The sequence below is a fragment of the Dakarella massiliensis genome (assembly GCF_001182045.1).
Classification (GTDB): Bacteria; Pseudomonadota; Gammaproteobacteria; order Burkholderiales; family Burkholderiaceae_F; genus Mesosutterella; species Mesosutterella massiliensis.
The window spans coordinates 198244-219949 of sequence record NZ_CVTY01000007.1; the positions used below are offsets into that span (position 1 = coordinate 198244).

At 54.8% G+C, this 21706-nt stretch carries 20 protein-coding genes and 1 pseudogene; 14 read left to right on the forward strand and 7 right to left on the reverse strand.

Translation table 11 applies throughout. The features are described 5' to 3' along the window. Window positions 1-38: 38 nt before the first annotated feature. Both BN1936_RS07270 and BN1936_RS11860 read right to left on the reverse strand, forming a co-directional pair. Window positions 39-2513: a DUF4011 domain-containing protein gene (locus tag BN1936_RS07270; protein WP_049687046.1), complete on the reverse strand. Its 2475-nt coding sequence runs from the start codon at window positions 2511-2513 to the stop codon at window positions 39-41. Window positions 2514-2542: 29 nt separating this feature from the next. Continuing rightward, entirely contained in the window at window positions 2543-2809 is a 267-nt protein-coding gene (locus BN1936_RS11860) for a DUF4011 domain-containing protein (protein WP_022443073.1), read from the reverse strand. 399 nt (window positions 2810-3208) lie between these two features. On the opposite strand from BN1936_RS11860, the gene BN1936_RS07285 reads away from it, so the two are divergent. The 4 genes from BN1936_RS07285 to BN1936_RS07300 all read left to right on the forward strand — a co-directional run bounded on the left by BN1936_RS07285 (window position 3209) and on the right by BN1936_RS07300 (window position 8385). After that, entirely contained in the window at window positions 3209-3817 is a 609-nt protein-coding gene (locus BN1936_RS07285; protein WP_049687048.1) for a phospholipase D-like domain-containing protein, read from the forward strand. Next, window positions 3814-4839, forward strand: a complete 1026-nt coding sequence (locus BN1936_RS07290) for a DEAD/DEAH box helicase family protein (protein WP_022444593.1) — start codon at window positions 3814-3816, stop codon at window positions 4837-4839. The genes BN1936_RS07285 and BN1936_RS07290 overlap by 4 nt, the downstream gene beginning before the upstream one ends. Before the next feature lie 111 nt (window positions 4840-4950). Beyond that, window positions 4951-6432, forward strand: a complete 1482-nt coding sequence (locus tag BN1936_RS07295) for a DUF3427 domain-containing protein (protein WP_325058621.1) — start codon at window positions 4951-4953, stop codon at window positions 6430-6432. A 120-nt stretch (window positions 6433-6552) separates the two neighbouring features. Then, a complete protein-coding gene (locus tag BN1936_RS07300; RefSeq protein ID WP_049687049.1) occupies window positions 6553-8385 on the forward strand; it encodes an alpha/beta hydrolase-fold protein in 1833 nt (610 codons plus the stop codon). Window positions 8386-8437: 52 nt separating this feature from the next. On the opposite strand, the gene BN1936_RS07305 is transcribed toward BN1936_RS07300, so the two are convergent. Continuing rightward, entirely contained in the window at window positions 8438-8866 is a 429-nt protein-coding gene (locus BN1936_RS07305) for a YqaA family protein (RefSeq protein ID WP_022444596.1), read from the reverse strand. A gap of 199 nt (window positions 8867-9065) precedes the next feature. Here BN1936_RS07305 and BN1936_RS07310 point away from each other — a divergent pair, with 199 nt between their 5' ends. From BN1936_RS07310 to BN1936_RS07330, 6 genes and pseudogenes are all read left to right on the forward strand, one after another. Further along, on the forward strand, window positions 9066-9698 hold the full coding sequence (locus BN1936_RS07310) for a LysE family translocator (RefSeq protein WP_022444597.1): 633 nt from the start codon (window positions 9066-9068) through the stop codon (window positions 9696-9698). A 272-nt stretch (window positions 9699-9970) separates the two neighbouring features. Further along, entirely contained in the window at window positions 9971-10777 is an 807-nt protein-coding gene (locus BN1936_RS07315; protein WP_022444598.1) for a MetQ/NlpA family ABC transporter substrate-binding protein, read from the forward strand. Between the two features lie 21 nt (window positions 10778-10798). Beyond that, window positions 10799-10948, forward strand: a pseudogene (locus tag BN1936_RS11935) (4Fe-4S binding protein); the annotation flags it as partial. 117 nt (window positions 10949-11065) lie between these two features. Next, window positions 11066-11533 carry a hypothetical protein gene (locus BN1936_RS11760; protein ID WP_022444599.1) on the forward strand — a complete coding sequence of 156 codons (468 nt, stop codon included), beginning with the start codon at window positions 11066-11068 and terminating at the stop codon, window positions 11531-11533. Then, window positions 11530-12159 (forward strand): hypothetical protein, encoded by a 630-nt coding sequence (locus BN1936_RS07325; protein WP_022444600.1) that lies wholly within the window; start codon window positions 11530-11532, stop codon window positions 12157-12159. Before BN1936_RS11760 ends, BN1936_RS07325 begins: the two co-directional genes overlap by 4 nt. Next, entirely contained in the window at window positions 12156-13058 is a 903-nt protein-coding gene (locus BN1936_RS07330; RefSeq protein ID WP_022444601.1) for an isocitrate lyase/PEP mutase family protein, read from the forward strand. The genes BN1936_RS07325 and BN1936_RS07330 overlap by 4 nt, the downstream gene beginning before the upstream one ends. A 75-nt stretch (window positions 13059-13133) precedes the next feature. On the opposite strand, the gene BN1936_RS07335 is transcribed toward BN1936_RS07330, so the two are convergent. Beyond that, window positions 13134-14024 carry an arginase family protein gene (locus tag BN1936_RS07335; RefSeq protein WP_049687050.1) on the reverse strand — a complete coding sequence of 297 codons (891 nt, stop codon included), beginning with the start codon at window positions 14022-14024 and terminating at the stop codon, window positions 13134-13136. A gap of 148 nt (window positions 14025-14172) precedes the next feature. Next, the gene (locus BN1936_RS07340) at window positions 14173-14859 is read right to left on the reverse strand and encodes a hypothetical protein (protein WP_049687051.1); all 687 of its coding nucleotides are present in this window, start codon (window positions 14857-14859) and stop codon (window positions 14173-14175) included. Between the two features lie 536 nt (window positions 14860-15395). On the opposite strand from BN1936_RS07340, the gene BN1936_RS07345 reads away from it, so the two are divergent. Both BN1936_RS07345 and BN1936_RS07350 read left to right on the forward strand, forming a co-directional pair. Next, complete coding sequence (locus tag BN1936_RS07345; RefSeq protein ID WP_049687052.1) at window positions 15396-16730, forward strand: MATE family efflux transporter; 1335 nt, start codon at window positions 15396-15398, stop codon at window positions 16728-16730. A 124-nt stretch (window positions 16731-16854) separates the two neighbouring features. Beyond that, entirely contained in the window at window positions 16855-17958 is a 1104-nt protein-coding gene (locus BN1936_RS07350; protein ID WP_049687053.1) for a porin, read from the forward strand. A gap of 74 nt (window positions 17959-18032) precedes the next feature. Here the strand turns inward: BN1936_RS07350 and BN1936_RS07355 are convergent, their stop codons facing one another. After that, the gene (locus BN1936_RS07355) at window positions 18033-18872 is read right to left on the reverse strand and encodes a transposase (protein ID WP_022444605.1); all 840 of its coding nucleotides are present in this window, start codon (window positions 18870-18872) and stop codon (window positions 18033-18035) included. A 139-nt stretch (window positions 18873-19011) separates the two neighbouring features. Between BN1936_RS07355 and BN1936_RS07360 the strand changes: the two genes are divergently transcribed. After that, window positions 19012-20625, forward strand: coding sequence for an FAD-dependent oxidoreductase (locus BN1936_RS07360; protein ID WP_049687054.1), 1614 nt, complete (start codon window positions 19012-19014; stop codon window positions 20623-20625). Between the two features lie 132 nt (window positions 20626-20757). Here BN1936_RS07360 and BN1936_RS11765 read toward each other — a convergent pair whose 3' ends face one another. After that, the gene (locus tag BN1936_RS11765) at window positions 20758-21132 is read right to left on the reverse strand and encodes a pyridoxal-phosphate dependent enzyme (protein WP_232422106.1); all 375 of its coding nucleotides are present in this window, start codon (window positions 21130-21132) and stop codon (window positions 20758-20760) included. On the opposite strand from BN1936_RS11765, the gene BN1936_RS11770 reads away from it, so the two are divergent. After that, entirely contained in the window at window positions 21061-21579 is a 519-nt protein-coding gene (locus BN1936_RS11770; RefSeq protein ID WP_232422085.1) for a nitroreductase family protein, read from the forward strand. The genes BN1936_RS11765 and BN1936_RS11770 overlap by 72 nt on opposite strands. Window positions 21580-21706: the final 127 nt, after the last annotated feature.

Consider the following 21706-nt stretch of genomic DNA (forward strand, 5'->3'; position numbering starts at 1 on the left):
AGAAAACACGGTTTCAGCGTCTGAATTACGTCACCAGCCTATGTGAGAAGCGTTCGGATGCTCTTCAGACGGCGCTTCTTTTCGCCTTCATGACGAATGATGGCAACCGGGCTTCCGCGCGGCACCCGATCAAGCGACGGGCGTTCAGCGGAAAGCTTCGCCTTGATAATTTCTTTATTCAGTTCAAACTGTTCGGTGTCTTTCTCACGGAAGACCTCGATTGCCTTGTCCTGCGAAATCCGGTTAAAGGAATAGAGAACCGGGCTTGACGCGAGAATCGAATCAATCCACTGGAAGACGAAAAGACGCTTAAACGCGCTGACGAGATCCTTAGGCTCGATCTGCTTCTCAATCGCCAGGTCGACATAAGAAAGAATGCCAAGCGCCGAGAGTCTTTCGAGAAGCGCCCGGAAGTGGCACCAGTTGTCGAGCTGGGATGCGGACGCCAGGCAGCGGTTCAGCTTATCAAGGGCTGCCGGTCCATCCGTTTTCCCAAGATCAAAGACCTTCGGATCAAAAGCGTCTGATACGCCTGAAAGTGCAGTCTCGGCCTCCGCGCTGAGAACATTTTGAAGCTCTGATGCGAAGTCCGCGAATGCCTTCCGTTCGGAAAGGAAGTCACTGTAAGTCGCGATATTCCCAAAGGAAACTCCCTTGGAGAGGACTTCCTTCAGGGCCTCAAGCTGGTTCCCAAAATAAGTCCAGTCGGTGTCGAGCCCCGCGTAGGCAGTCCCGAGGAACGGGCGGATTTCAGTCTCCGCGGTTTTGAATTCATGTGTCTTTCTCTGATAGACCTCAAGCGCCTCAGTCTGCGCCACCGCTTCTTCGAAAGACGGTTTCGCGCCATCCTTCCGGCAGCTCCTGAGTTTCCGGATGATGGACTTGTATTCGCCGTTAAAGAGCCGCGAGAAGAATCCATCGAACTGGGTGATCAGCTTCTCATTGACAGCCGCGACATCGAGCTCAAAGATTCCGGCATCGAACTCGGTATCAAGCGCTTTACGGCGGGTCTTGATATCGGAGCTGATCGCTTCGAGTGTCTTCAGTCCTTCTGTCACCTTCCGGAAGTTTTCTTTCTGGAAGAGCGCAGGGGTGATGGCATGAGACTTCGACGCGAAAGCGAAGAACTCCTGCCAGAACCGGGCCTCCTCAATTGACGAACAGGCGCCCCCGTACTTCTTTGAAATTTCTTCGGCAAGCGGCACGAGTGCCCGGAGGACTTTGGAAGCGTCTCCGAGGTTCTTCTGCGTCTCAGCCTTTGCCTGGTAAGTCGTATCGGTTTTTGAGTAGCCGAACCAGGCGTTCTCTCGGTAGCGATAGCCAATCGAAGGCGCGAAGTCCACAAACTGCTCAAGAAGCGGCACGGTTTCAATGAGGAAGTCCCGGCCTTTGGTCTGCAGGTCAGGCACCGCCCAAAAGACTTTCGGGGCATTTCGGAGCGACGCGTAGACCTCGTAGAGCTGATAAAGGGTCTTTTCAATGACAGGGCGCGTTTTATGCAGTTCTTCCGCATAGGCGTCAAGCTGCTTCTGTGCCTGTTCCTTCACGGCGATTTCGTCCGCCGCCTCAGCCGGAACCTCGGTTTTCGGCGTGAGAAGTGTCCGGTTCAGGTCACCGATGAAGTCCTTTTTATTCGCTTTCTGGCTGTGAAGCTGAATACAGAAGTCACCGAGCCCAGCCGCGCGGAGTTTTTCATAGACGACATTCAGAGCGGCGAGCTTCTCTGATACGAAAAGCACCTTCTTCCCGTCGCTCAGGCATTCCGCGATGATGTTGGTAATCGTGTGGCTTTTTCCGGTGCCGGGAGGCCCCTGGAGCACAAAGCTGCGGCCGGATTTGGCGAGCTCAATCGCGCCGATCTGGCTTGAGTCCGCGTCGAGCACCGTTGTGAGTTCAGTGAGGGGATTCTTGATATCAGCGTCTTCAGGCTCCTCTTCTGCTGCGGTGCCGTCTGATGAGCCGCCCTCTCCGATCAGGATCCTCACGTTATCGTTCGAAAGGATTTCGTCCGCGTTATCAAAGAGATCCCGGTACATATTGATCTTCTGAAACGAGAACGTCCCGATGCGGCAGTCTGACGTCACGGTCCAGCCGAGACGGGTAACCATCTCATTGACCGCGGCGAGATAGTCCGAGAGCGACTTATAGGTCTCCTCGTCATACTCGGGGAGCGGAATTCTCTGCTCCTCATGCATTTTGTACGCGAACGTGGGATTCACGATCACGTCATCCTCGGTCGTATGGATCACATAGGGCGAGACAGCGGACGACTGATCCAGCTGAATCGGAACCAGCAGAACCGGAGCCCGGAAAAATTCGGACGACGACTCACTCTCCCGCCAGTGAATGAACCCAAACGCCATGTAGGCGACGTTGACGCCGGTTTCTTCAAGCAGGGTCTTCGCCTTGCGGCGGATATTTTTGAGCGCCGTAAAGGGAGAGGGAGAGCCGTTACTCCAGACGAGGATTTCGTTTTTCCGCGAGGTCTCGCTCTTCTTCTGATAGAGCTCCATAAAAGCGGTCTTGCGGTCCGCGGGTTTCTTTACCGGCGCTGGGGCGGGGTTTCAGAGAAGAGGTCCTCACCCGAATCCTCTTCTGCCGGCTCTTCCAGCAGCTGTCCGTAGAGCCGCGGATCAAACACCTCAAACGTCGCGTCCTTCTGAATTTTCACAAACAATTCATCAGGCGACGGCGAAAGCACTTCAACGGTCGAGGACTTCGAATCCTTGAAACTGATGAGGTTGCTCCGTTTTCCCGTATCCAGCAGGAGCGACGCCCATTTCCTCAGTTTTTGTTTACCAATATCCACTGCTTCCTTCCTCGCAACGCGTTTCAGAGCTTTTGTCCGCTATGCCTTTTATTCAGCACAAAAAGCCGCAGGGCCTGTTCCTGCGGATTGTGCAGAATTTTAGCGGATTGGAGAGGGTAGCATTTTCAATTCTGTTAAAACGTGTTTCAGAATTTCGGATTTCCGACGTTCCCCGCAAATCCGCACAGCATTAGGCTGATTTCAGCGTGTGACAATAACGATTATTGAGGTATTTGGTATTGAACTTTATCCGGCTTTAATCTGCCCCGGCATTTTTTCAGTCGTTTTTCAGAGAGTTTCGGGTTTTCTGTGCGCAGTCTCCTGGATTTCCCGTATTGGAGGATCCCGGCCCCTGTCCCCCTGGTAAGCTGCAGGAAAAACCTGACGTTACGAATTTCCATGCTGGATACGAAGCCACTCCTTCCCGCCCTGCCCTGCGGGCTTTATGAATCCCTGATGACTGAAGTGCTGCAGGAGAAAATCCGAAGCAGCGGGGCGTACCTGACAGAAGAAATAGCGCCGGACCCGGTCGGCATCCCGAGGCTTCTTCGTGTGTACCTTGGAGAGCTGATTGAAAAGGCGCTGCAGGCCGCGGCGGATGACGCGGCAAACGATGACGAGGCTATCGGTGAAACCGCGGCCGAGCGTCAGGTAAGCCTCGCGAACCGTCTGATCCGGATGCTTTCAGATTCAACCCCCGCGGTCACGGACGACGCGCTCCTCGCAATCCCGCCGAAGGAACTGCTTTCCCTTCAGAAGAAAGCAGATCCCGCGCATCCGATCGCCGAAAAGCGGGCTGCTCTCCCCCGTCCTTCCACCTCCGTTACGTACGCGAAGCTGATCACCGATTCTGACCGGGGATCCGCGAACCTGCTTCATGAACTGAAGGCCGAAATCCAGACCGCGGACCGGATTGATCTTCTCGTGGCTTTTGTGCGGTTTTCCGGCATCGGTCCGATGCTCGATGAACTCACCGCGTTCTGCCAGGCCGGAAAAAACTCCGCGTGATCACGACCTGCTTCACCGGGTGCACGGAGCTCGCCGCCATCAGGCGGCTGCAGGAAATCGGCGGGGATATCCGGATTGAGCTGAACCCTGGCCTTACCCGGCTTCACGCGAAGGCCTATATCTTCCACCGCGAAACGGGGTTCAGCACGGCGTATATCGGTTCTTCGAACCTCACCCGAGTAGCCGTGAACTCCGGCCGTGAGTGGAATGTCAAAATCACGAAAACTGAGCTCGGGGACACCTTCCGTCAGATCGCGTCTAACTTTGAACGCTACCGGGAAAGCGGCAGCTTTACGCCGTACCGAGGGACAGAAGAGGATGATGAGGCAGTCAAGGCCGCGCTTTCTGAGGCAGGGAGCCGCTCAAAAGGGAAACCACTGAAGCTCAGTATGAAGTTTGATATTGAGCCCTATGAGCATCAGAAACAGATTCTCGAGAAGCTCGAGTCCGAGCGGGCTCTTGGTTACCGGAAGAACCTCGTCGTCGCGGCCACCGGCACTGGAAAAACACTGATCGCGGCGTTTGACTTCCGGAATTACCAGAGGCGCTTTGTTTCAGAAAAGGGGCGTGAGCCGCACCTCCTTTTTGTCGCGCACCGGCGGGAAATTCTGGAGCAGAGCCAGTTTGCCTTCGCGGCGGTTCTCGGAAAACCGGAGTTCGGAGAGCTCCTGGTGAACGGCCGGAAGCCGGATGATGAGTCCGTGCTTTTCGCTTCGGTACAAAGCCTGAATCGGAAGCTGGTCGAACGTTTCCCTTCAGACTATTACGACTACATCGTAATCGACGAATTCCATCACGCAGCGGCGGACAGCTATCAGGCGATTCTCGGTCACTTCAGACCGGATATTCTTCTCGGTCTGACAGCGACCCCTGAGCGTATGGATGGAAAGGACATCCTGCAGTATTTCGATCACGGAATATCCGCAGAAATCCGACTTCCCCAGGCGATCGAAGACGGTCTCCTCTGCCCCTTCCAGTACTACGTGGTTTATGACCCGGTGTCGCTTGAAAACGTCACCTAGCGGAACGGCCGCTATGACCCGAACGCGCTCACCGAGCTCTATACCGAGGGACGCGCGGCTGGCCTCCGGAATAATGTCATTCTGAAGGCTCTCGAGAAGCAGGTCGGAGACCTGGACTCCATGAAGTGCCTCGCCTTCTGCGCAAGTGTCAGCCATGCGCGCGCCATGGCAGCGCTATTTAACGAGACCGGAATCCCTTCTGAGGTGATCGACGGAACAACCCCGGACGGGGTCCGGTCCAGCGCCGCGTCTGATCTGGAAACCGGAAAACTGAAGGCGCTGATGGCGGTCGACGTCTTTAATGAAGGCGTCGACATCCCCTGCATCAATACGGTCCTCTTCCTGAGACCGACCGAAAGTCTCACGGTTTTCCTTCAGCAGCTCGGCCGTGGCTTGAGAAAATACGGCGATCAGAAGGACTGTCTTACGGTGATCGATTTTGTCGGGCAGGCAAACGCCCGGTACAACTTCGAAGAACGGTTCCGTGCCCTTCTCTCCGTCACAACCGGCGGCACGGTGAAGCAGATCCAGACAGGGTTCCCAGGACTCCCGAGCGGCTGCGTGATTGAAATCGAGAAGCGGGCTCAGGCGGTCATTCTTGATAACATCCGGCAGTTCTTTGGGCGCGGCGAATCGCGGATGCAGTCTCTGATCCGGAACTTTGAGTCCGACTCGGGCGAAGCTCTGACGCTTCAGAATTTCCTGCGTTTTTACCGTCTTACCGCGAAATCCTTCTACGTTCAGGCAAAACGATCTTTTGCCCGATGCTGCGCGGACGCTGGAAAACGGGAAGATTTCCCGCTGACAGACTTTGAGCTTTCCGCGAACAAGGCTCTTGCGAAAGGCTGGTGGGCCGATATCGACTCTCCGGAACTGATCCGACAGATCAGGCTGCTTCTCAGCACCCCGGATCTCCGGATGGAGGTGGAAACCGAAGGCGATCGGGAGCGGCGTCTCACAGAAATGTTCGCGGAACTCCTCCGCTCGGGTCAAAAGGACACGGCGGATCCAGTGTCCCGGATTGAAGAACTGAGAGCGAACCCCGTGATCGCCTCAGAACTCCTTGATCTGCTCACGATTTCAGAACACAGCCGGAATTCGGTTCCCGTGGTCTGTGATCCGGCACCGGACGGTATCCCGTTTGAAACGGGCTGCACCTATACCCGAAACCAGATCCTGATCGCGATGGATAAGCTCTGCACCTGGCGCGAAGGCGTGAAGTACTTCAAAAACCGGAAGGCTGACGTTTTCCTCATCACAATCAATAAGTCAGAGAGCGACTTTACCTCCTCCACCCGGTATGAGGACTACGCGATCAATGACCGGGAGTTCCACTGGCAGAGCCAGTCCCAGACAAGAAGCACGAGCGAAACGGCGACCCGCTATTTCCATCATGAGGAACGGGGAAGCCGCATTTTCCTCTTTGTCCGTGAACGAAGGACGGATCCGGAAACGAAATCCGCTATGAGCTATACGTGCCTCGTAGAGGTGGTGTACGTCAGTCATCAGGGATCGGCTCCGATCAATATTGTGTGGCGGCTGAAGACTCCGCTCAGCAGCCATCTCCTTCAGATCTGTCAGGCGAGCCGCTAAAGATTGCCTTATTCAGGGGATCCCCGAGAGGTTTTATTCGCCGGGCGAATGGCTTTTCTGCCTTCGCCAGCGCTTTTCCGCGTTAGACTCAGAGGAATATGAGTTTCAGACGATAGATCCATGATGAAAAAACTTGCTTTCGTCCTCAGCCTCGCACTTGCTCTGTCTTCCGGCACCGCATCGGCTGCCGGCACTGCCTCTGCCTCCCAGACTTCAGGCTCCGCCTGGTCAGGCGAATGGGGCGGCGCGGACAAGTCCTTCGATAAGGAACTGCTTTCCCGACGCGACGCGCTAGCCTCGCTCTTCAGGGAAGGCACCTTCCACGACGGTGTCTCGGGCCAGCAAATGGACTACAGCGTCTACGTGCCGGAAGTCTGTCTCAAAAAAGAACGCTGCCCGCTTGTTCTCTTTATGGCGGACGCGAGCACTGTCGGCAAGGGCGTCAAAGCCCCTCTGATGCAGGGCTGGGGCGGCATTATCTGGGCCGCGCCTGAAACCCAGGCGAAGGGACCGGTGATCGTGCTTGTCCCCTCATTCAAGGGACCGGAAGCCGCGACCCGGGATGATTCAACGGTTTCGCCCGAAGCGATGATCGCGTACCGGCTTCTGAAAACCGTCATGCATCGCTATAACGTCGATCGGGACCGCGTCTATACGACGGGCCAGTCGATGGGCGGAATGCTCTCCTTCTACTTCAACACCGTGAACCCGGATCTCTTTGCGGGTTCTCTGATGGTGTCGAGCCAGTGGGGTGCGGAGCTCCTGAAGCCGCTCGCCTCGGATCATTTCACCTATGTGACTTCCGCCGGGGACCCGAAAGCCTCGGTTGGGATGGCAGCGCTCCGCACAGTGCTTCAGAAGGAAGGCGCGGATATCGGTGAGACGGAGTTTTCGGCCCGCCTCCCCCTTGCCTCGCAGAACGCCGCTGTGAAGTCGCTCTACAGCGAAGGGAAACCGATCAATTTCATCCGGTTTACCGCTGGAACCGTGATTCCGGCAAACACAGACAGCCGCGGGAAGGCTTACGGCGACCATATGTACGGGTTTGACGCGGCCTATAAGATCCCGGCGATCCGCGAATGGCTCCTCGAACAGAACCGGAACGACACTTATAAGGGACGATTCTTCCTCGGTGGGGTTTCGCTTCTCGCGAAAGGCCAGGATGGGCTGAATCTTCTGCAGCGAAGCGCTGATCAGAATTACGGTCCGGCGGAAACGCTTGTCGGCCAGATCTACATGGAAGGCCGCGGCATGCGCCGCAATTTCGCAACGGCTCTGGACTGGTTCAAGAAGGCAGCAGCCCGCGGGGATGATGATGCCTACATCCTGATGGGCGACATCTACAGAAACCACGATTCCGGTTTCTACAACCTGAAACTCGCCCGCGAAGCCTATGAAAAGGCCTGGACGCTTGGAAACTTCAAGGCGCCCCGGTATCTTGCTGAGATGGAAGCGGATACCGCGAACGGCGCAAAACCTGACTATCCGAAGGCGCTTGACTGGTATCAGAAGGGCGTGATGGCGGGTGACATCACGTGCGCTATCCGGATCGGTGAAATGTATGAGAACGGCGTGTACTTCAAGAAGGATCCGGCGAAGGCGCTTGAGTGGTACCTCATCGCGGCGCCATCCCCGGAAATCGCGGCTCAGAATGTCCCGCCGCGTCTTGCCGTGATCAAGAAGATCGGTTCTTTCTACGAAAACGGAATCGGTACAGAAAAGGATCTTCGGAAAGCTTATGACTGGTACCGGGGCGCGGCTGAAGCGAAAGATCCGGAGGGACTCGCGGATGTAAGGCGCGTCGCGGCTGCCTATAACAAGACTGTTCCGGCCAAAGCCGCCAAGAGCAAGGTCCCCGCAGATCCGCTCGGCGCGCTCCCGGCACCTGAGCGTCCTGTCGAAAACAGTTCAGAAATCCCGAACACCGGTTCCCTACTTAACCTCATAAAGTAAAACAGGAATCGGTATAAACAGACGGCAGAGAGTTCATCTCTGCCGTTTTTTTTCAGGGTTTCAGAAGAGAGAGCAGTCCGAGTATTGCCGCGTACCTAGCTCCTTTCCCAAGAAGCGTGAAAAGAAGCGCTGGAATAAAGGGTGTCCGGATGAGTCCCGCGCCAAGCGACAGAGCGTCCCCGATCACAGGCACCCAGGAGAAAAAGAGAAGCGGCGTTCCGAAGCGGCGAAGTTTCGCGAGCGTCTGCTCGGACACTTTCTTCCCCTCCGGAATAAACCGTCCCAGAACCCAGGAAGTCATAGCTCCCGCAGTATTCATGAGCGTTGCCGTGAGGAAAAGCGCGGCTGTGCGTCCCGGGAAAGCCGCCTCATAGGCAATCACCGCGGCTTCACTCGTTCCTGGAAGAATCGTGGACGAGAGAAAGGCGCTCAGCGCGACGCCAAGAAGGCCGAGGTTCCCAAAGTAAGAGGCGAAATCCATGTATGCAGTGCTTTTCTGAATGTGAAAGTGAGCTTATCAGAGGAATGATGTTTGAAGAACCTCGGTTTACCCGCCACACACTCCCCTTTTGATGAACAGCGGTAGCAGAGGCGTTTCCTGTAACGCTTTGTTAGAATTTCCACCGTACAGCCGGATTTTCCCCTCAGATTCCGGCTGAAACTGTTTTACAGGACGCCCGATGCTTAATCTTTCCCTTTTCAGCATGTTCATCGTTATTTCACTCGCCAACATTTTTGCTCCGGGAGCGGGTGTTGTTTATGCCATCACAACGGGAATTCAGGGTGGACTGAAAGGGAACTTCTGGTGTCGGATCGGACTCGCTGTCGGTATTCTGGTACTGATGACCGCGTCGGTTTCGGGGCTCGGCGTGATCGTCGCGAACAGCCCGACGATTTTCACGGTTCTCCGCTTTATCGGTATTGCTTATCTGATTTACCTCGGGATCAAGGCCTGGAGAGCGCCTGCCACGTCTCTCATCGCTGACGGAGCAATCCCGGCTCACAACGGCCGCAGGCAGTTCGCGGAAGCCTTTATGCTGCAGATCACGAATCCGCAGCCGCTCGTCTTCTTTATCTCGCTGCTTCCCCAGTTCATCGATCAGAAACTTGCCTATATTCCGCAGGTTGTGATCATGACGGTCGTCTATTCGTTCCTGGTTTTTGCCGTGATGACGATCTACACGTTTGCGGTTGCAAGGGCCCGGACATTCTTCAAGTCACCTCAGGCATCCCTCATTCTGCGGCGCACGAGCGCGGTGTTCTTCTTCATCATCGCTGCGCTTGTCATTGTGACAATGATCCGAGGAATCTGAATCCATTCAGTTGATCCACAGCGGATGCCCGGCAATGTCCGGGCATTTTTATTGGGCAGATTATTTGCACAGCCTCTCAAAAGCCCTATTGGTTTTGACATATTACGGTGACTTTTCGTATTTAAGGAAAATCAGCAGGTAATACCCCAAAAAGTTCCCTGAGCTCCGCATCCATAGTCGCTCAGATGCGGAAGAATCAAAAAACGCTCCGTCAAATCAGATCACAAAAAACTGACGGTAACAATGCTTAATGCTATAGGGACTCACAAATCATGAAACGCCGCATTCTTCTCGCTGCTATCGCAGCCACTCCCGCAATCGCGCTCTTCGGCTGCAGCAAGAACGATTCATCCTCTGCTCAGAAGACGATCAAGCTTGGAACACTGTCCGGACCTCACGCTGAAGTCGCTGAAGAAGCCAAAAAGGTCGCTGCCAAAAAGGGACTGAATGTTCAGATTATCGAATTCTCCGATTATGGTCAGGTGAATGAAGCGCTCGCCGCTAAGGATATTGACTGCAACGCGTTTCAGCACGTTCCCTTCCTTGAGAAGGCCAAGGCCTCCAAGGGATATCAATTCACTGCGCTTGGGAAAACCGTTCTCTTCCCGCTCGGCGTTTATTCCCAGAAAATCCATACCAAAACTGAAATTGCTGACGGAATGCTCGTTTCCGTTCCCGCCGATCCCGCGAACCTCGGCCGCGGTCTTCAGCTCCTTGAACGTAACGGCATTATCAAGCTGAAGGATGGCGTCGGGATACACGCGACAACACACGATATCGCTGAGAATCCGAAACACCTGGTATTCCGCGAGGTTGACAGCGCTTACCTCGGCCGGTCACTTCCCGATGTGGGATTCGCGGTCATCAACGGCAGCTGGGCGGTGAAATCCAAGCTTTCCCCTGAGAAAGACGCATTTATTCTCGAAGGTGCGGATTCAGACTTTGCCAACGTTCTCGTCACCCGCACTGAGGATAAAGATAAGCCTGAGTTCAAAACTCTCCTTGCTTCGTTCCAAAGTCCCGAAGTGAAGCAATTTGTGAAGGATAAGTTCAAGGGCTCGGTGGTAGCCGCCTTCTAATCCGTTTCACAAGGGAAGAAAATGCATATCAATCAGCAATGTATCGGATGCCGCCAATGCTGGCCGGTGTGTCCGGTCGGCGCTATTGGCGCTACGGCTGACGGGCACCATTCAGAGGTCAATCTGGACCGCTGTGTCGAATGCAGTGCCTGTCTCCGTTCCAGGGTCTGTCCCGTCAACGCTTTTGAACCTCAGGAACTGCCGTGGCCCCGCAGCCTGCGCTCGGCTTTCTCTGATGTCCTGAGTCCTCATAAATCAACCGGAGTTCTTGGCCGCGGAACCGAAGAAATGAAAACCAACGACGTTACGGGCCGGCTGCGTGCCGGGTTCGTCAACGTCGCGGTGGAACTCGGGCGTCCCGGAATCAGCGCAAGTTTCGAAGATGTTCAGAAGGTCACCAGAGCCCTAGCCCGCCTTGACGTTGAGTTTCAGAAAGAAAATCCGGTTACCTCTCTCTTCACAAGCGACCGAAATGGGGATCTGAATCCTGAGGTACTGGGGGAGCGGGTACTCTCCGCACTCGTTAAATTTGAGATTCCCGTCAGCCGGGTTCCTGAACTGGTAGAGGCTCTTGAAGAGGCGGGGAAGACTGTTGATACCGTTTTTTCCGCCGCTCTCGCCGAACCGATCCGTCCGGGGGAATCGGAGCCGGAACTTATCCAGATTCTGGAAGAGAACGGCATTTTTTATCGTCCCAACGGAAAAACCAATGTCGGACTTGGCAGACCGTTTCTTCCAGTGGAGGCGGCATCATGACGCATACTCTTCATCGGCGCGGTTCAAAGTCGGATCTTGCGCATGACTATGTGGTTCTCGCAATGGCAGCCCGGGGTGTCAAACGTGACGGTGCCGCACCGAAACTCGCCCAGGCGCTTGAAATTTTTGCTGCTCATAATCCAGTGAATTACGGAAACGTGGCCGGAAATTCCTTCACACGGACTCTGCCCGAGATGGTCTCTCTTACGCGTGACAACACAGTCTCTCACGCCGTATTCAGGGATATTGAGGATGTCACGGCAGTACTCCAGGATCTGAAAAAAGAAGATCTCGGTATTTCCATCGTGGTTTCAGGGCTATTTGATCAGGTCAAGGCCTCCTGTCGATGCGCTGGGCTGACTCCTCACACGGCCAATGTGTCGCTTGGGATCTTTGGCAAAACCGACAAGCTGCCAAAAGAAGGCGTTCTCGAAATTGCCTCCATGTGCGGACACAACATGGTCTCATTCGGTGTCATCAAAAAACTCGTACGGGATATAGAGGACGGTTTTACGACACCGGAACAGGCGGCTAAAAAAATTGCGGCGAGCTGTCTCTGCGGCGTCTTTAACTGGGAGCGCGCAGCTCAGGTCTTTTCCCGTCTTGCTGAAGGAGCACAGGCATGAAAACCGCTGAAGAGAAACGTCTCGAGTTCAGAAGAAATCTTGAGACGGGAACATTCATGATTGCGCCGGGAATCTATGACGCGCTGTCTGCGAAAATTGCCGAAGCATCCGGACTTAATTGTCTCGCAATGGGCGGTTATGCCATCTCCGCCACCCGTCTGGGTCAGCCGGATGTCGGACTGCTTTCGCTTACCGAGATGCGGGAATCGCTGAAGCAGATCTGTGATGCGACTGAAATTCCTGTGATTGGAGATGGGGATACCGGCTTCGGCAACGCTCTGAATGTCATCCGGACTGAAAATGAGTATGAGCGGGCCGGCGCTTCCTGCATCTTCTTTGAGGATCAGAAATGGCCCAAGCGCTGCGGTCATATGGAAGGGAAACAGGTTATTCCAGCCGAAATCCATGTTCAAAAGATCCGCGCGGCGTGTGATGCCAGGATTGATAAGAACACGGTCATCATGGCCCGAACTGATACCCGGGCAATCAATGGGGTCGATGATGCCATCCGGCGGGGGCATCTTTACGCAGATGCCGGCGCTGAAATCCTTTTTATCGAGGCGCTTCGGGACCGGAGTGAAGTTGAACGGCTGGCCCGCGAATTCGAGGGAACCGGCACTTATCTCTTCGCAAACATGATTGAGGGCGGAAAAACGCCGATTATTCCAGCCTCTGAGCTGAAGGAAATGGGATACGCGGGGGTTTTCTGGTCCTGCGCTTCCCTTTATCTGGTTGCTAAGACCCTAAAAGACGCTTTTACTGAACTGGCACGTGACGGAACCAGTGACGCGTTTCTCAGCAGAATGATTGACTTCAACGAATTCAATCACTTCATTGGTCTTGATCGCTATCGTGAGCTGGAAAAACGATATGCGGCGGATGATAATTCCCAGCCCTGATGGAATCTTTCTGAAAATAATGCCCGAAGGTCGAAACAGATCTTCGGGCATTTGACTGATTGAAGGATGAATCAATCACTTCAGAATCGGAAGGCTTTCCATCATGCGTTTCAGATTCCAGGCATCCCACGGCATATGTTCCGCAATACCGAGGCCTACGAGGTCCGCCGTCTTCCCAATATCAAGAATCAGACGGGTGACCTGTTCAATCTTCAGTTTCCCGGGGGCGGTGTCAAACGGAATGCCGTTCGGATCATTCGGGAACTGAGAGTAGAAGAACCGGGGATCAAGCGAGTCAATGTCGAAATGGATGGCGACGTGCTTGAGGCCGCTTGCCTTAAGCCAGTCCGTCACCGCGGTGCTCGTCTCAAACACCGTTTCCGGCGGGAACACTTTCATGCCGAGACGCTCAACAATCGCGCTTTCCTTCGGAGAATTGAAGCGGCTCGGCCCCACAATGGCAACCTGCCCACCTGTCAGCGGTTTCTTCACTTCACGGGCGAAAACCGGATCACCGTCCCCCATCAGATTTCCGAGAACCATCGCGTGTTCCCGGTCAAAGACTTCAGGCGTGGAAATATCCGGATGCGCGTCTACCCAGATAACCGCGAGGTCCCCATCGTACTTTTCATTGAGGTACGAGAACGGGGCCTGATCCACGAGGCAGTCACCGCCGAAAACAACAATACGATCCGGTGCCTCACGGTCAATGATTTCCCGGGCCGCATGAAGCTGCTTCAGCACCACCTCCTGCTGATAGACACCATTCGTCTTCCAGCCGTGTTTCCCTTCATAGGGAGCCACGGGAACCTCAAACTCGGGCGTGGTTTTGCTCTTCGGAGCAAGGAAGGAAAGGAGCCGGGCTCCCAGAGGGTAGATCTCGCCAGTCACTGGCGGCAGGTCATAATCGCCTCCCTGCCACTGAGGCATCAGGAGTCGGATTGTTTTCTTATTTTCTTCAGCCATTCTGATTTCCTTTCAGAACCTATAGGATTCGGGAAATAGATTAGTCCTATCGGATAATAACCGTGAGGCTTCAGAGTAATTTTTTTTGAATACAGAAAAGGCTGCGGGAAAAGCCTCCGCAGCCTTCGGTTCTGTGCGTCTCAGAAGTTTACTTTGCGGGACTGGATGCCGGTGCGGAAGCCGGTGCAGAGCCCGCTGCCACCGTACGGGTGTTATAGAGATTGAAGAGATCCTCACGGAAAGTCTTCTCCTTACCTGCGGTGTTCGCGACAAACGGCACATTATCATAAACCGCGTGGAGGCTATCCTTCGGATTCGCGAGATTCGCAGAATCTTTCCCCCAGAAGAACTTCGTCGAAACACTGCTCAGATCAAATTTCTTCTTGTCATCAGAGTTGATCGCGAACCGGACGGTCAGCTCGTTCTTCGTGACACCGGTCGCCGCGATCATCGTGTCGATATTCTTCGACATATCAAGCTGCTGAGAAGCCCCATCACCCAATGCCGCGCGGAACGCGTCAGCCATGGCCTGCAGCACCTGCACACCGCTCTTTGCGTCAACCGCTTCCTTACGGATGCCGGCATAGAGTTCTGCGCTCGGCTTCAGTTCGCAGGTAAATTCCACTCCGCTCTTAATCTGATCGGTTGAAAATTTCGACCACTTGGCGGTCTTTTCGACGCAGCCGGAATACTTCCCAAGCGCGTCCCCAACCTTCATGGATGTTGAAAATTCTGGCAGCGTCCCGTCCTTCACGGTTGACACAGGGTCCGAGCAGCCGCTCAGAAAGACAAGAGACACCGCAGCTGCCGCTGCAATCTTAACGAACTGATTCATAGATCCACCTTTTCGGGAAAGACCAAAATCCGGAACCACAGGGTTTCGGATAGTGCTGTTTTGAAGCAGGCAAAGCGTGGGCCCCGCTGCCTGTCTAAAAGGGAGTTTCTAGGGGTTGGGGTAAACTCTCTTCCGTTCTTTATGGGCAAGCAGCGAGGTAGAGGATTCGCCTTCGGTTCAGTCTTAATGATCGAACTGAAGACAATTGCTGTTAAAAACTTTTTATTGAATCCAACACCATCAATTTCTATATCTATAGTTTTACACTTATTACCCACTCTCTGCCACAATTAATTTGTAATTTGCGTCACAAAAACCCATAAAAACCTTGAAAACATGCTGGTTTCGTAATCAGAATGTCCAATTCTGTACGTCATGGCACGTTTTTACGGCTTCCTTCAGGATGAATGAAAGTGTTGTGTTTACGCGGCAGAAAATCCCGAGGGGTATAAATCTGCCCAAGCAGTCCCTCATCGGGACTGCCTGTTCGAAACCAGGCGCACTTCGCCGTAACCTTCGGAAATAAAGGTGTTTGTTTGAATAATCACGCTTTCGATCGTCATTTTTCTTATCGAAAACTGCTGAGATTTACGCTCCCGACCGTCGCGATGATGGTGTTTCTCTCCTGCTACACGATTGTGGACGGTTTCTTTATCGCGTCCTTTGTCGGGAAGGAGGCCTTTACCGCGGTGAACCTGGTGTTTCCGGTCCTGATGGCAGCGGGAACGCCGGGGTTTCTGCTCGGCACCGGCGGCTCCGCGTTTGTCGGTGCGGCCCTTGGACGGAAAGAACCTGAAACGGCGAACCGGATCTTTTCGCTTCTCGCCGCGCTCGCGGTCGGGGTCGGACTTCTGCTTTCCGTCATCCTCTGGCTCCTGATGCCTGAGATTTCACGGGCTCTCGGAGCGGATGCCACGCTTCTCCCTGACTGTATTTCATACGGCAAGATCATTGCGGCTGCTCTCCCCTGCTTCATGATTCAGTCGTTCTTCCAGTCTTTCTACATCACGGCCGGAAAGCCCAACCTTGGATTCGCGTCAACCATTGCGGCCGGGGTCACGAATATCGGGCTTGATGCGCTTTTTATTATTGTTTTTGGCTGGGGTGTGGCCGGTGCTGCGGCCGCTACCGCGATCAGTGAGCTGCTTTGCGGGCTTTTCCCGCTGCTTTATTTCTCGCGCCCAAACACGAGTCTCCTTTGGTTTATCCGTCCAGTCTGGATGCCGCGGGTTGTGCTGGATACGGTGATCAATGGGTCTTCCGAACTCATGTCCAGCATCGCGATGTCGGTGGTTGGCATCTGCTACAACCTGCAGCTTCTCCGCTACGCGGGGAACGATGGCGTCGCGGCCTACGGTGCCGTGATCTACACCGCGTTCGTTTTCGTGTCCGCGATGATCGGTTTCTCTGAAGGGGTGGCCCCGGCGATCAGCTTCCACTTCGGAGCCAAAAACTATCGGGAAGTAAAGAGTCTCTTTAAGAAAAGCGTGGTGATCCTCGCCCTCACAGGCATTCTGATGACCCTTCTTTCCGCCGTTTTCGCGGATTTCGTCGCGAGACTCTTTGATGCCGGAGACGCCGGGCTTCACGGCCTGATCGTGAACGCTATGACAATCTACGGTCTCTCCTACCTTCTCTGCTGGTTCACGATTTTCGGCTCCGCCTTTTTCACAGCGCTTGGAAACGGTCCGGTGTCAGCCGCTATTTCCTTTACCCACACGCTGGTCCTTGAAACGGGATGCGTTTTTCTGATTCCGTTTCTTATTGGGATCAACGGTATCTGGTTCTCGATCAGTGTGGCGGAACTGCTGTCGGCGTTTGTAACGGGATTCTTTCTCCTTCGCGGCAGAAAAATATTTCTTTCTGACTAGACTGCAGGAGTTAACACGGCCTAGATCGAAAGTTGTGTAATTTTCGCCCGCATGTTTTCTTCATACGATTTCGGCACGCCCGGTCTTTCAGTTGCCGGGCGCGAAAACGACCAAAGGAGAACACATGTTCAAACTTACGCAGGCAGCCGCCGGCATTGCCGCCGCACTGCTCGCCTTCAGCGCTCAGGCCGCTGACTTTCAGATCCGGGGTGTCATTGATCTCGGTCTTACCGTAACCCACGCGAAGCATGGCGACACGACGCTCTCCATGACGCCTGACAACTATATCGGTTCAGGCTTTGACTTCCTTGGGGAGGAGAAACTCTCCGGCACAACGAAGGTGGGTTTTGCCCTGCGTAATCGTTTCAACCCGGATACCGGTGCTTTCCAGACTCAGGACAAGCTTTTCGATTATGAGTCCCAGCTCTATGTTGAGGGTCCCTATGGTCTGATCGGCGCGGGCCGCATGAGCCCGTTCTCCGCATCCGTCGGAACTCAGGGCTGGATGTGCCCGTTTGACGTGTTTGAGGCCGGATACCAGGATGCCGGTCTGCAGTCCACGCAGCAGACGACCTGGGCCGCGTATGACAACTCCCTCTACTACGTCACGCCGACCTTCAATGGTTTCAAGGCGGGTCTCTTCTATTCTTTCTCTGGAGACGCGAAGGAGAACGCCCACCAGTCGAAGAACAACCGTTTCTGGAACGCTGCCATTCACTACTCGGATGAAAAACTCTCCGCCATGGTGTCCGCAGAGGGCGATATCCGGAGCACGGATTCTGACCTGAAGGATGGCCGCGTATTCCGCGCCGCCGCAAGCTACGATTTCGGCCGCTTCAAGGTGATGGGCGGCTATAACCGGGCCGAGCATCAGTATCAGTACGCCTACGCGACCTTTAACGAAAACCTCTACTCCATGACCACGGCGTCCGGCGAAGCGCTGATGAAGGGCATTTCCTCAGACCAGGCCTGGATCGGTATCCGTGTGCCGATCAATCAGTATGAAGTGGTTGCTCAGTACCAGTACCTGGACGGCAAGGTGAAGGACGACGGCACGAAGTTCAAGCGCCATGTGCTCGCGCTCGGCGGCTACTACTACATGTCGAAGCGCACGCTGATGTACGCCGATGTCTCTCAGTCGATCGGCCGCGGCGCTCTCTCCTGGGATAACGGCGGTTCAGATACGAATTACACCGCCTTCCAGGTCGGTATGACGCACTTCTTCTGATCCCGCGTCATTTTCATTTTTTCTTTCTCTTGCAGTGAGCTGCCGGGCAGGATTGGGTTCCTGCCCGGTCTTTTTCAGACCGCCGGGAACTTCACCTGAGGCCAGGCCTTCTTCGCTGCCGCTTCGAACGCGTCACAGTGATTCAGCGCGAAAAGCATCTGAACCGTGTTGACACCGCACTTTGTCTTTACGAAGTGGATCAGCTTCGCCTCAATATCCTCATCGCTGTCGGCGTCGCATGCCCAGGCACAGATCCCGGACAGTGTTCCGTCAGGCTCAAGCTGTTTCACGCCGCAGATCCGCTTTTCGATTCCGGCACAGTGCCTTACCCGCTTTTCCCACCCGACGAGGAGCCGGATCATGCCAGGAGCCGGTGCGGTCAGCCACTTCTCAAGCGACTCAAAAAGAATCGGCATCTGCTTCGCGATGATAAGGCCGTCAGACCGCTGATCCTGATAGGCCTGATAAAGCAGAATCGCGAGCTCTTCCCTTCGGTACCCCTCCGCTACCGCGAAAGACAGAATGTCTTCAATCGACGGTCGGAATTCTCTTGAGTAGGTATGAACAAATGAAGGCCGGAAGACGCCATTCCGGTCACGCGGGATCTGTACCGGAAGCCTTTCCCTTCCAACGTGAAGTTCGCGGGAAATATAGCCATTCCGGTAGTTTTTCCTTGCGCCCCGCTTTCCGTTTTCCCGCTTCAGAAAAGCCACAAGTTCGCTTTCCACAATAGCGCTCACCACAGTGCCCGCCAGCTCCAGGTCTGACTGGCGGTTCGCTGCTTCTGAAACCCGGCCCTTATGGTAAATCGCGGCGAAGAACTGCTTCTGGGCTTCTTCACTCGTGAGGAGCTGCGTAATCAGATCGACGGATGTCGGAATTATGTCGTCATTCAGAATATGGAGATTCTTCATGTCAGCTGAATCAATGGATAGAAGCGAATGTTGTGTAATTTTATCCCGGAATTTCCTTTGCCAGAATCATCGGGCCCCTAGATCGTTCGGGGAACAATTCATATACGCATAACGGAAATAACCAAAGGAGTCATTTTTCATGCAGTGGATGCGCAAAGCGATTTCTATCTCCGCCATCACCCTCGCGGTGGCGATGACGGCCCCGGCTTTTGCCGCTGACTATACGGCTGATGTTGTTGTGATCGGCGCGGGTGCCTCAGGCTCCGCGGCCGCCCTCGCTTCCCAGCAGTCCGGCGCGAAGACCATTCTTCTCGAAAAGACTCCTTTCCAGATGGGCGCTGGGTCCTTCGCGGGCGGTATGTTTGCCGCTGACTCTTCTCAGCAGAAGGCTGTCGGAAAGACCGTTGATAAGAAGTGGCTCTTTAATCAGTATCTCAGCCTCTCGGGCGGTTTCCAGAACAGCCTTCTCGTCCGCCGCATCATTGATGAATCCGGAAAAACGGTTGACTGGCTGAACGCCAACGGCTGCCGCATGAAGCTTGTCGACGCCGGTACCGGCGGCGCGTACGCTCACATCGGAATGCCCGCGACGCTCCATGGCTATCAGGATGGCGGTGCGAAGGCTCTCGTCGCGCTGAAGGACTCGTTCCTGAAAGCTGGCGGCCAAGCGCTTTTCTCAACCCGGGCCACTGAACTCATCAAGGACGCCAAGGGCAATGTGACCGGCGTTCGGATCATTGGTCAGGATGGGAAGCCCGGCAAGGTGACGGCAAAGGCTGTAGTGATCGCCTCCGGCGGTTTCGGCGGCAATAAGGACATGCTTGAACGCTACATCGGTGTCCCCTACACGATGGGTGAAGTGACCCAGAACACGGGTGACGGTATCCAGATGGCGTGGAAGGCCGGTGCCGGAAAGCGCGGTGAAAATGTCGCACAGTATTTCTGGGAAACGTTCAGTCAGGAGGAAATGGGCAAGATCACGAAGCAGGTGGGTGACGACTGGTTCGCGCTCACGGATTTCACGCGTTACCCGAATCTCCGCGTGAACACGAATGGACGCCGCTTCAGCAATGAAACGGACGCGACGCTCTACTCTGTTCACGGCGCTGAAATCGCGATGCAGCCTCATCAGACGGAATTCGTGATTGTTGACTCCGGGATGCTCGATAAGGTGAAGGCTAAGGGTTTCGCCGCAATTGAGGAACAGTACGCGAACTGGAAGGGAGACAAGCGTCAGTACTTCCAGGAATTCAATGAGCCGAACGACACGGCTGAACTCTCCAAGGCTGAAAACACGCCGAAGGATGTAGCCGCGTTCCTCGATAAGCTGGTCGGAAACACCGCAACCGTCTACAAGGCGAATTCCATTCCTGAGCTCGCCCGCGCGATCGGCGTCGACGAAAAGAACTTCGTCGCTTCCGTCGATCAGTACAACAAGGCTTATCACGATGGGAAAGATCCGCTCTTCTTCGCTGACGGGAAGCGCCTGATTCCGGTTGAAAAGGGACCGTTCTACGCTGTCCGCTTCACTTCCCGCCTCCTCGGCACTCTGGGCGGCATCCGTGTGGATGACAGACTCCGCGCGGTGACCTCTGACGCCACGCCGATCAACGGTCTCTGGGCTGTCGGCGCAGACGCAGGCGGCATGTATGGCAAGGCGTACGTCGACTTCGAGGGCGGCACGCTCGGCTTTGCTTACACTTCGGGCCGTCTCGCTGGTGAAGATGCTGCTCACTACGCCAAGACCCACTGAAATTAAGCGGCCGATTTAAAAGGTCTGGCCGTCAGTCCCACCGCGGAAACTCTCTCTCCGATCCGCTTAGGACTGACGGCCAAATGTTATTCGTAATCAGACGATTACCTGAACAAACTTCAAGCAGAAATTCTATTTCTCTTCAGAAAGATCCCCAATAATTTCAGGTTCTGCGAAGAGCGCTGTCGCTCCTCCAGTGTGGAGGAACACCACGGTGCTTCCCTGGGGCACATTTCCCTTGCGGATTTCTTCCATCATGCCGTGAAACGCTTTCCCGGAATACACCGGGTCAAGGAAGATGCCTTCCGTCCGGGCCAGCAGCCGGATATCATCGTTCGCTGGGCCAAAAGGCTTTTCGTAACCCGCGCCGACATAGTCGTAAAGGATCTGCTCGAGATCCTTCGTCTCGCCCCTACCTCCGTCAACTATCAGCCGGTGCAGTATTTTGTTGCTGAAACCGAAGAAGAGCGTGCAGCCGTCGCAGCCGGTGTTTCTGACTTCAATCAGGAACGCGTGATCAAAGCTTCCCGCGCGATCGTCTGCGCTGTGCCTTTCCGTCCGTCTGAAGAACACCTGCAGGCTGTTTATAAGCAGGAAATCGCTGACGGCCGCTATGCTGGCCACGAAGGTGAGGAAAACATGGACGCCGGCCGTCGTTACTTTGTCGGCCTGCACGCCGTCACCTCCGGTGAATTCTTCGAATGGGCCTCCAAGCAGGCTTATCTCAGCATGTGTTACCTGATGTTCGCCGCCGCCCAGATGGGGCTCGACACTACGATCATGGAAGGGGTTCAGTTCCAGAAGATGGATGAGAACCTGGGACTCGCTGAAAAGGGCCTTGCCTCGGTGCTCGTTCTCGCAATCGGTCACCACGACGAAAAGGAAGACCGCAACGCCACGAAGCAGAAGAGCCGTCTCCCGATGGACACTGTGATTCACCGCGTTGCGAAGTAATCCGCGCCGGAACACAAAAAATATGGTTTTACGCGCACTGCGCTTCTAAAATAGAGGGCAGTGCCGGAAACCCATAAACGGAGCCGTCCGGCTGGACTGGCTCCGTTTTTTATCTGAGCAGTGCGTT

Coding starts and splice junctions, on each gene's coding strand:
- BN1936_RS07270 (WP_049687046.1), bottom strand. CDS start 2,513: ATGGAGCTCTATCAGAAGAAGAGCGAGACCTCGCGGAAAAACGAAATC.
- BN1936_RS07285 (WP_049687048.1), top strand. CDS start 3,209: ATGCTGGATACGAAGCCACTCCTTCCCGCCCTGCCCTGCGGGCTTTAT.
- BN1936_RS07300 (WP_049687049.1), top strand. CDS start 6,553: ATGATGAAAAAACTTGCTTTCGTCCTCAGCCTCGCACTTGCTCTGTCT.
- BN1936_RS07305 (WP_022444596.1), bottom strand. CDS start 8,866: ATGGATTTCGCCTCTTACTTTGGGAACCTCGGCCTTCTTGGCGTCGCG.
- BN1936_RS07310 (WP_022444597.1), top strand. CDS start 9,066: ATGCTTAATCTTTCCCTTTTCAGCATGTTCATCGTTATTTCACTCGCC.
- BN1936_RS07315 (WP_022444598.1), top strand. CDS start 9,971: ATGAAACGCCGCATTCTTCTCGCTGCTATCGCAGCCACTCCCGCAATC.
- BN1936_RS11760 (WP_022444599.1), top strand. CDS start 11,066: ATGAAAACCAACGACGTTACGGGCCGGCTGCGTGCCGGGTTCGTCAAC.
- BN1936_RS07325 (WP_022444600.1), top strand. CDS start 11,530: ATGACGCATACTCTTCATCGGCGCGGTTCAAAGTCGGATCTTGCGCAT.
- BN1936_RS07330 (WP_022444601.1), top strand. CDS start 12,156: ATGAAAACCGCTGAAGAGAAACGTCTCGAGTTCAGAAGAAATCTTGAG.
- BN1936_RS07335 (WP_049687050.1), bottom strand. CDS start 14,024: ATGGCTGAAGAAAATAAGAAAACAATCCGACTCCTGATGCCTCAGTGG.
- BN1936_RS07340 (WP_049687051.1), bottom strand. CDS start 14,859: ATGAATCAGTTCGTTAAGATTGCAGCGGCAGCTGCGGTGTCTCTTGTC.
- BN1936_RS07350 (WP_049687053.1), top strand. CDS start 16,855: ATGTTCAAACTTACGCAGGCAGCCGCCGGCATTGCCGCCGCACTGCTC.
- BN1936_RS07355 (WP_022444605.1), bottom strand. CDS start 18,872: ATGAAGAATCTCCATATTCTGAATGACGACATAATTCCGACATCCGTC.
- BN1936_RS07360 (WP_049687054.1), top strand. CDS start 19,012: ATGCAGTGGATGCGCAAAGCGATTTCTATCTCCGCCATCACCCTCGCG.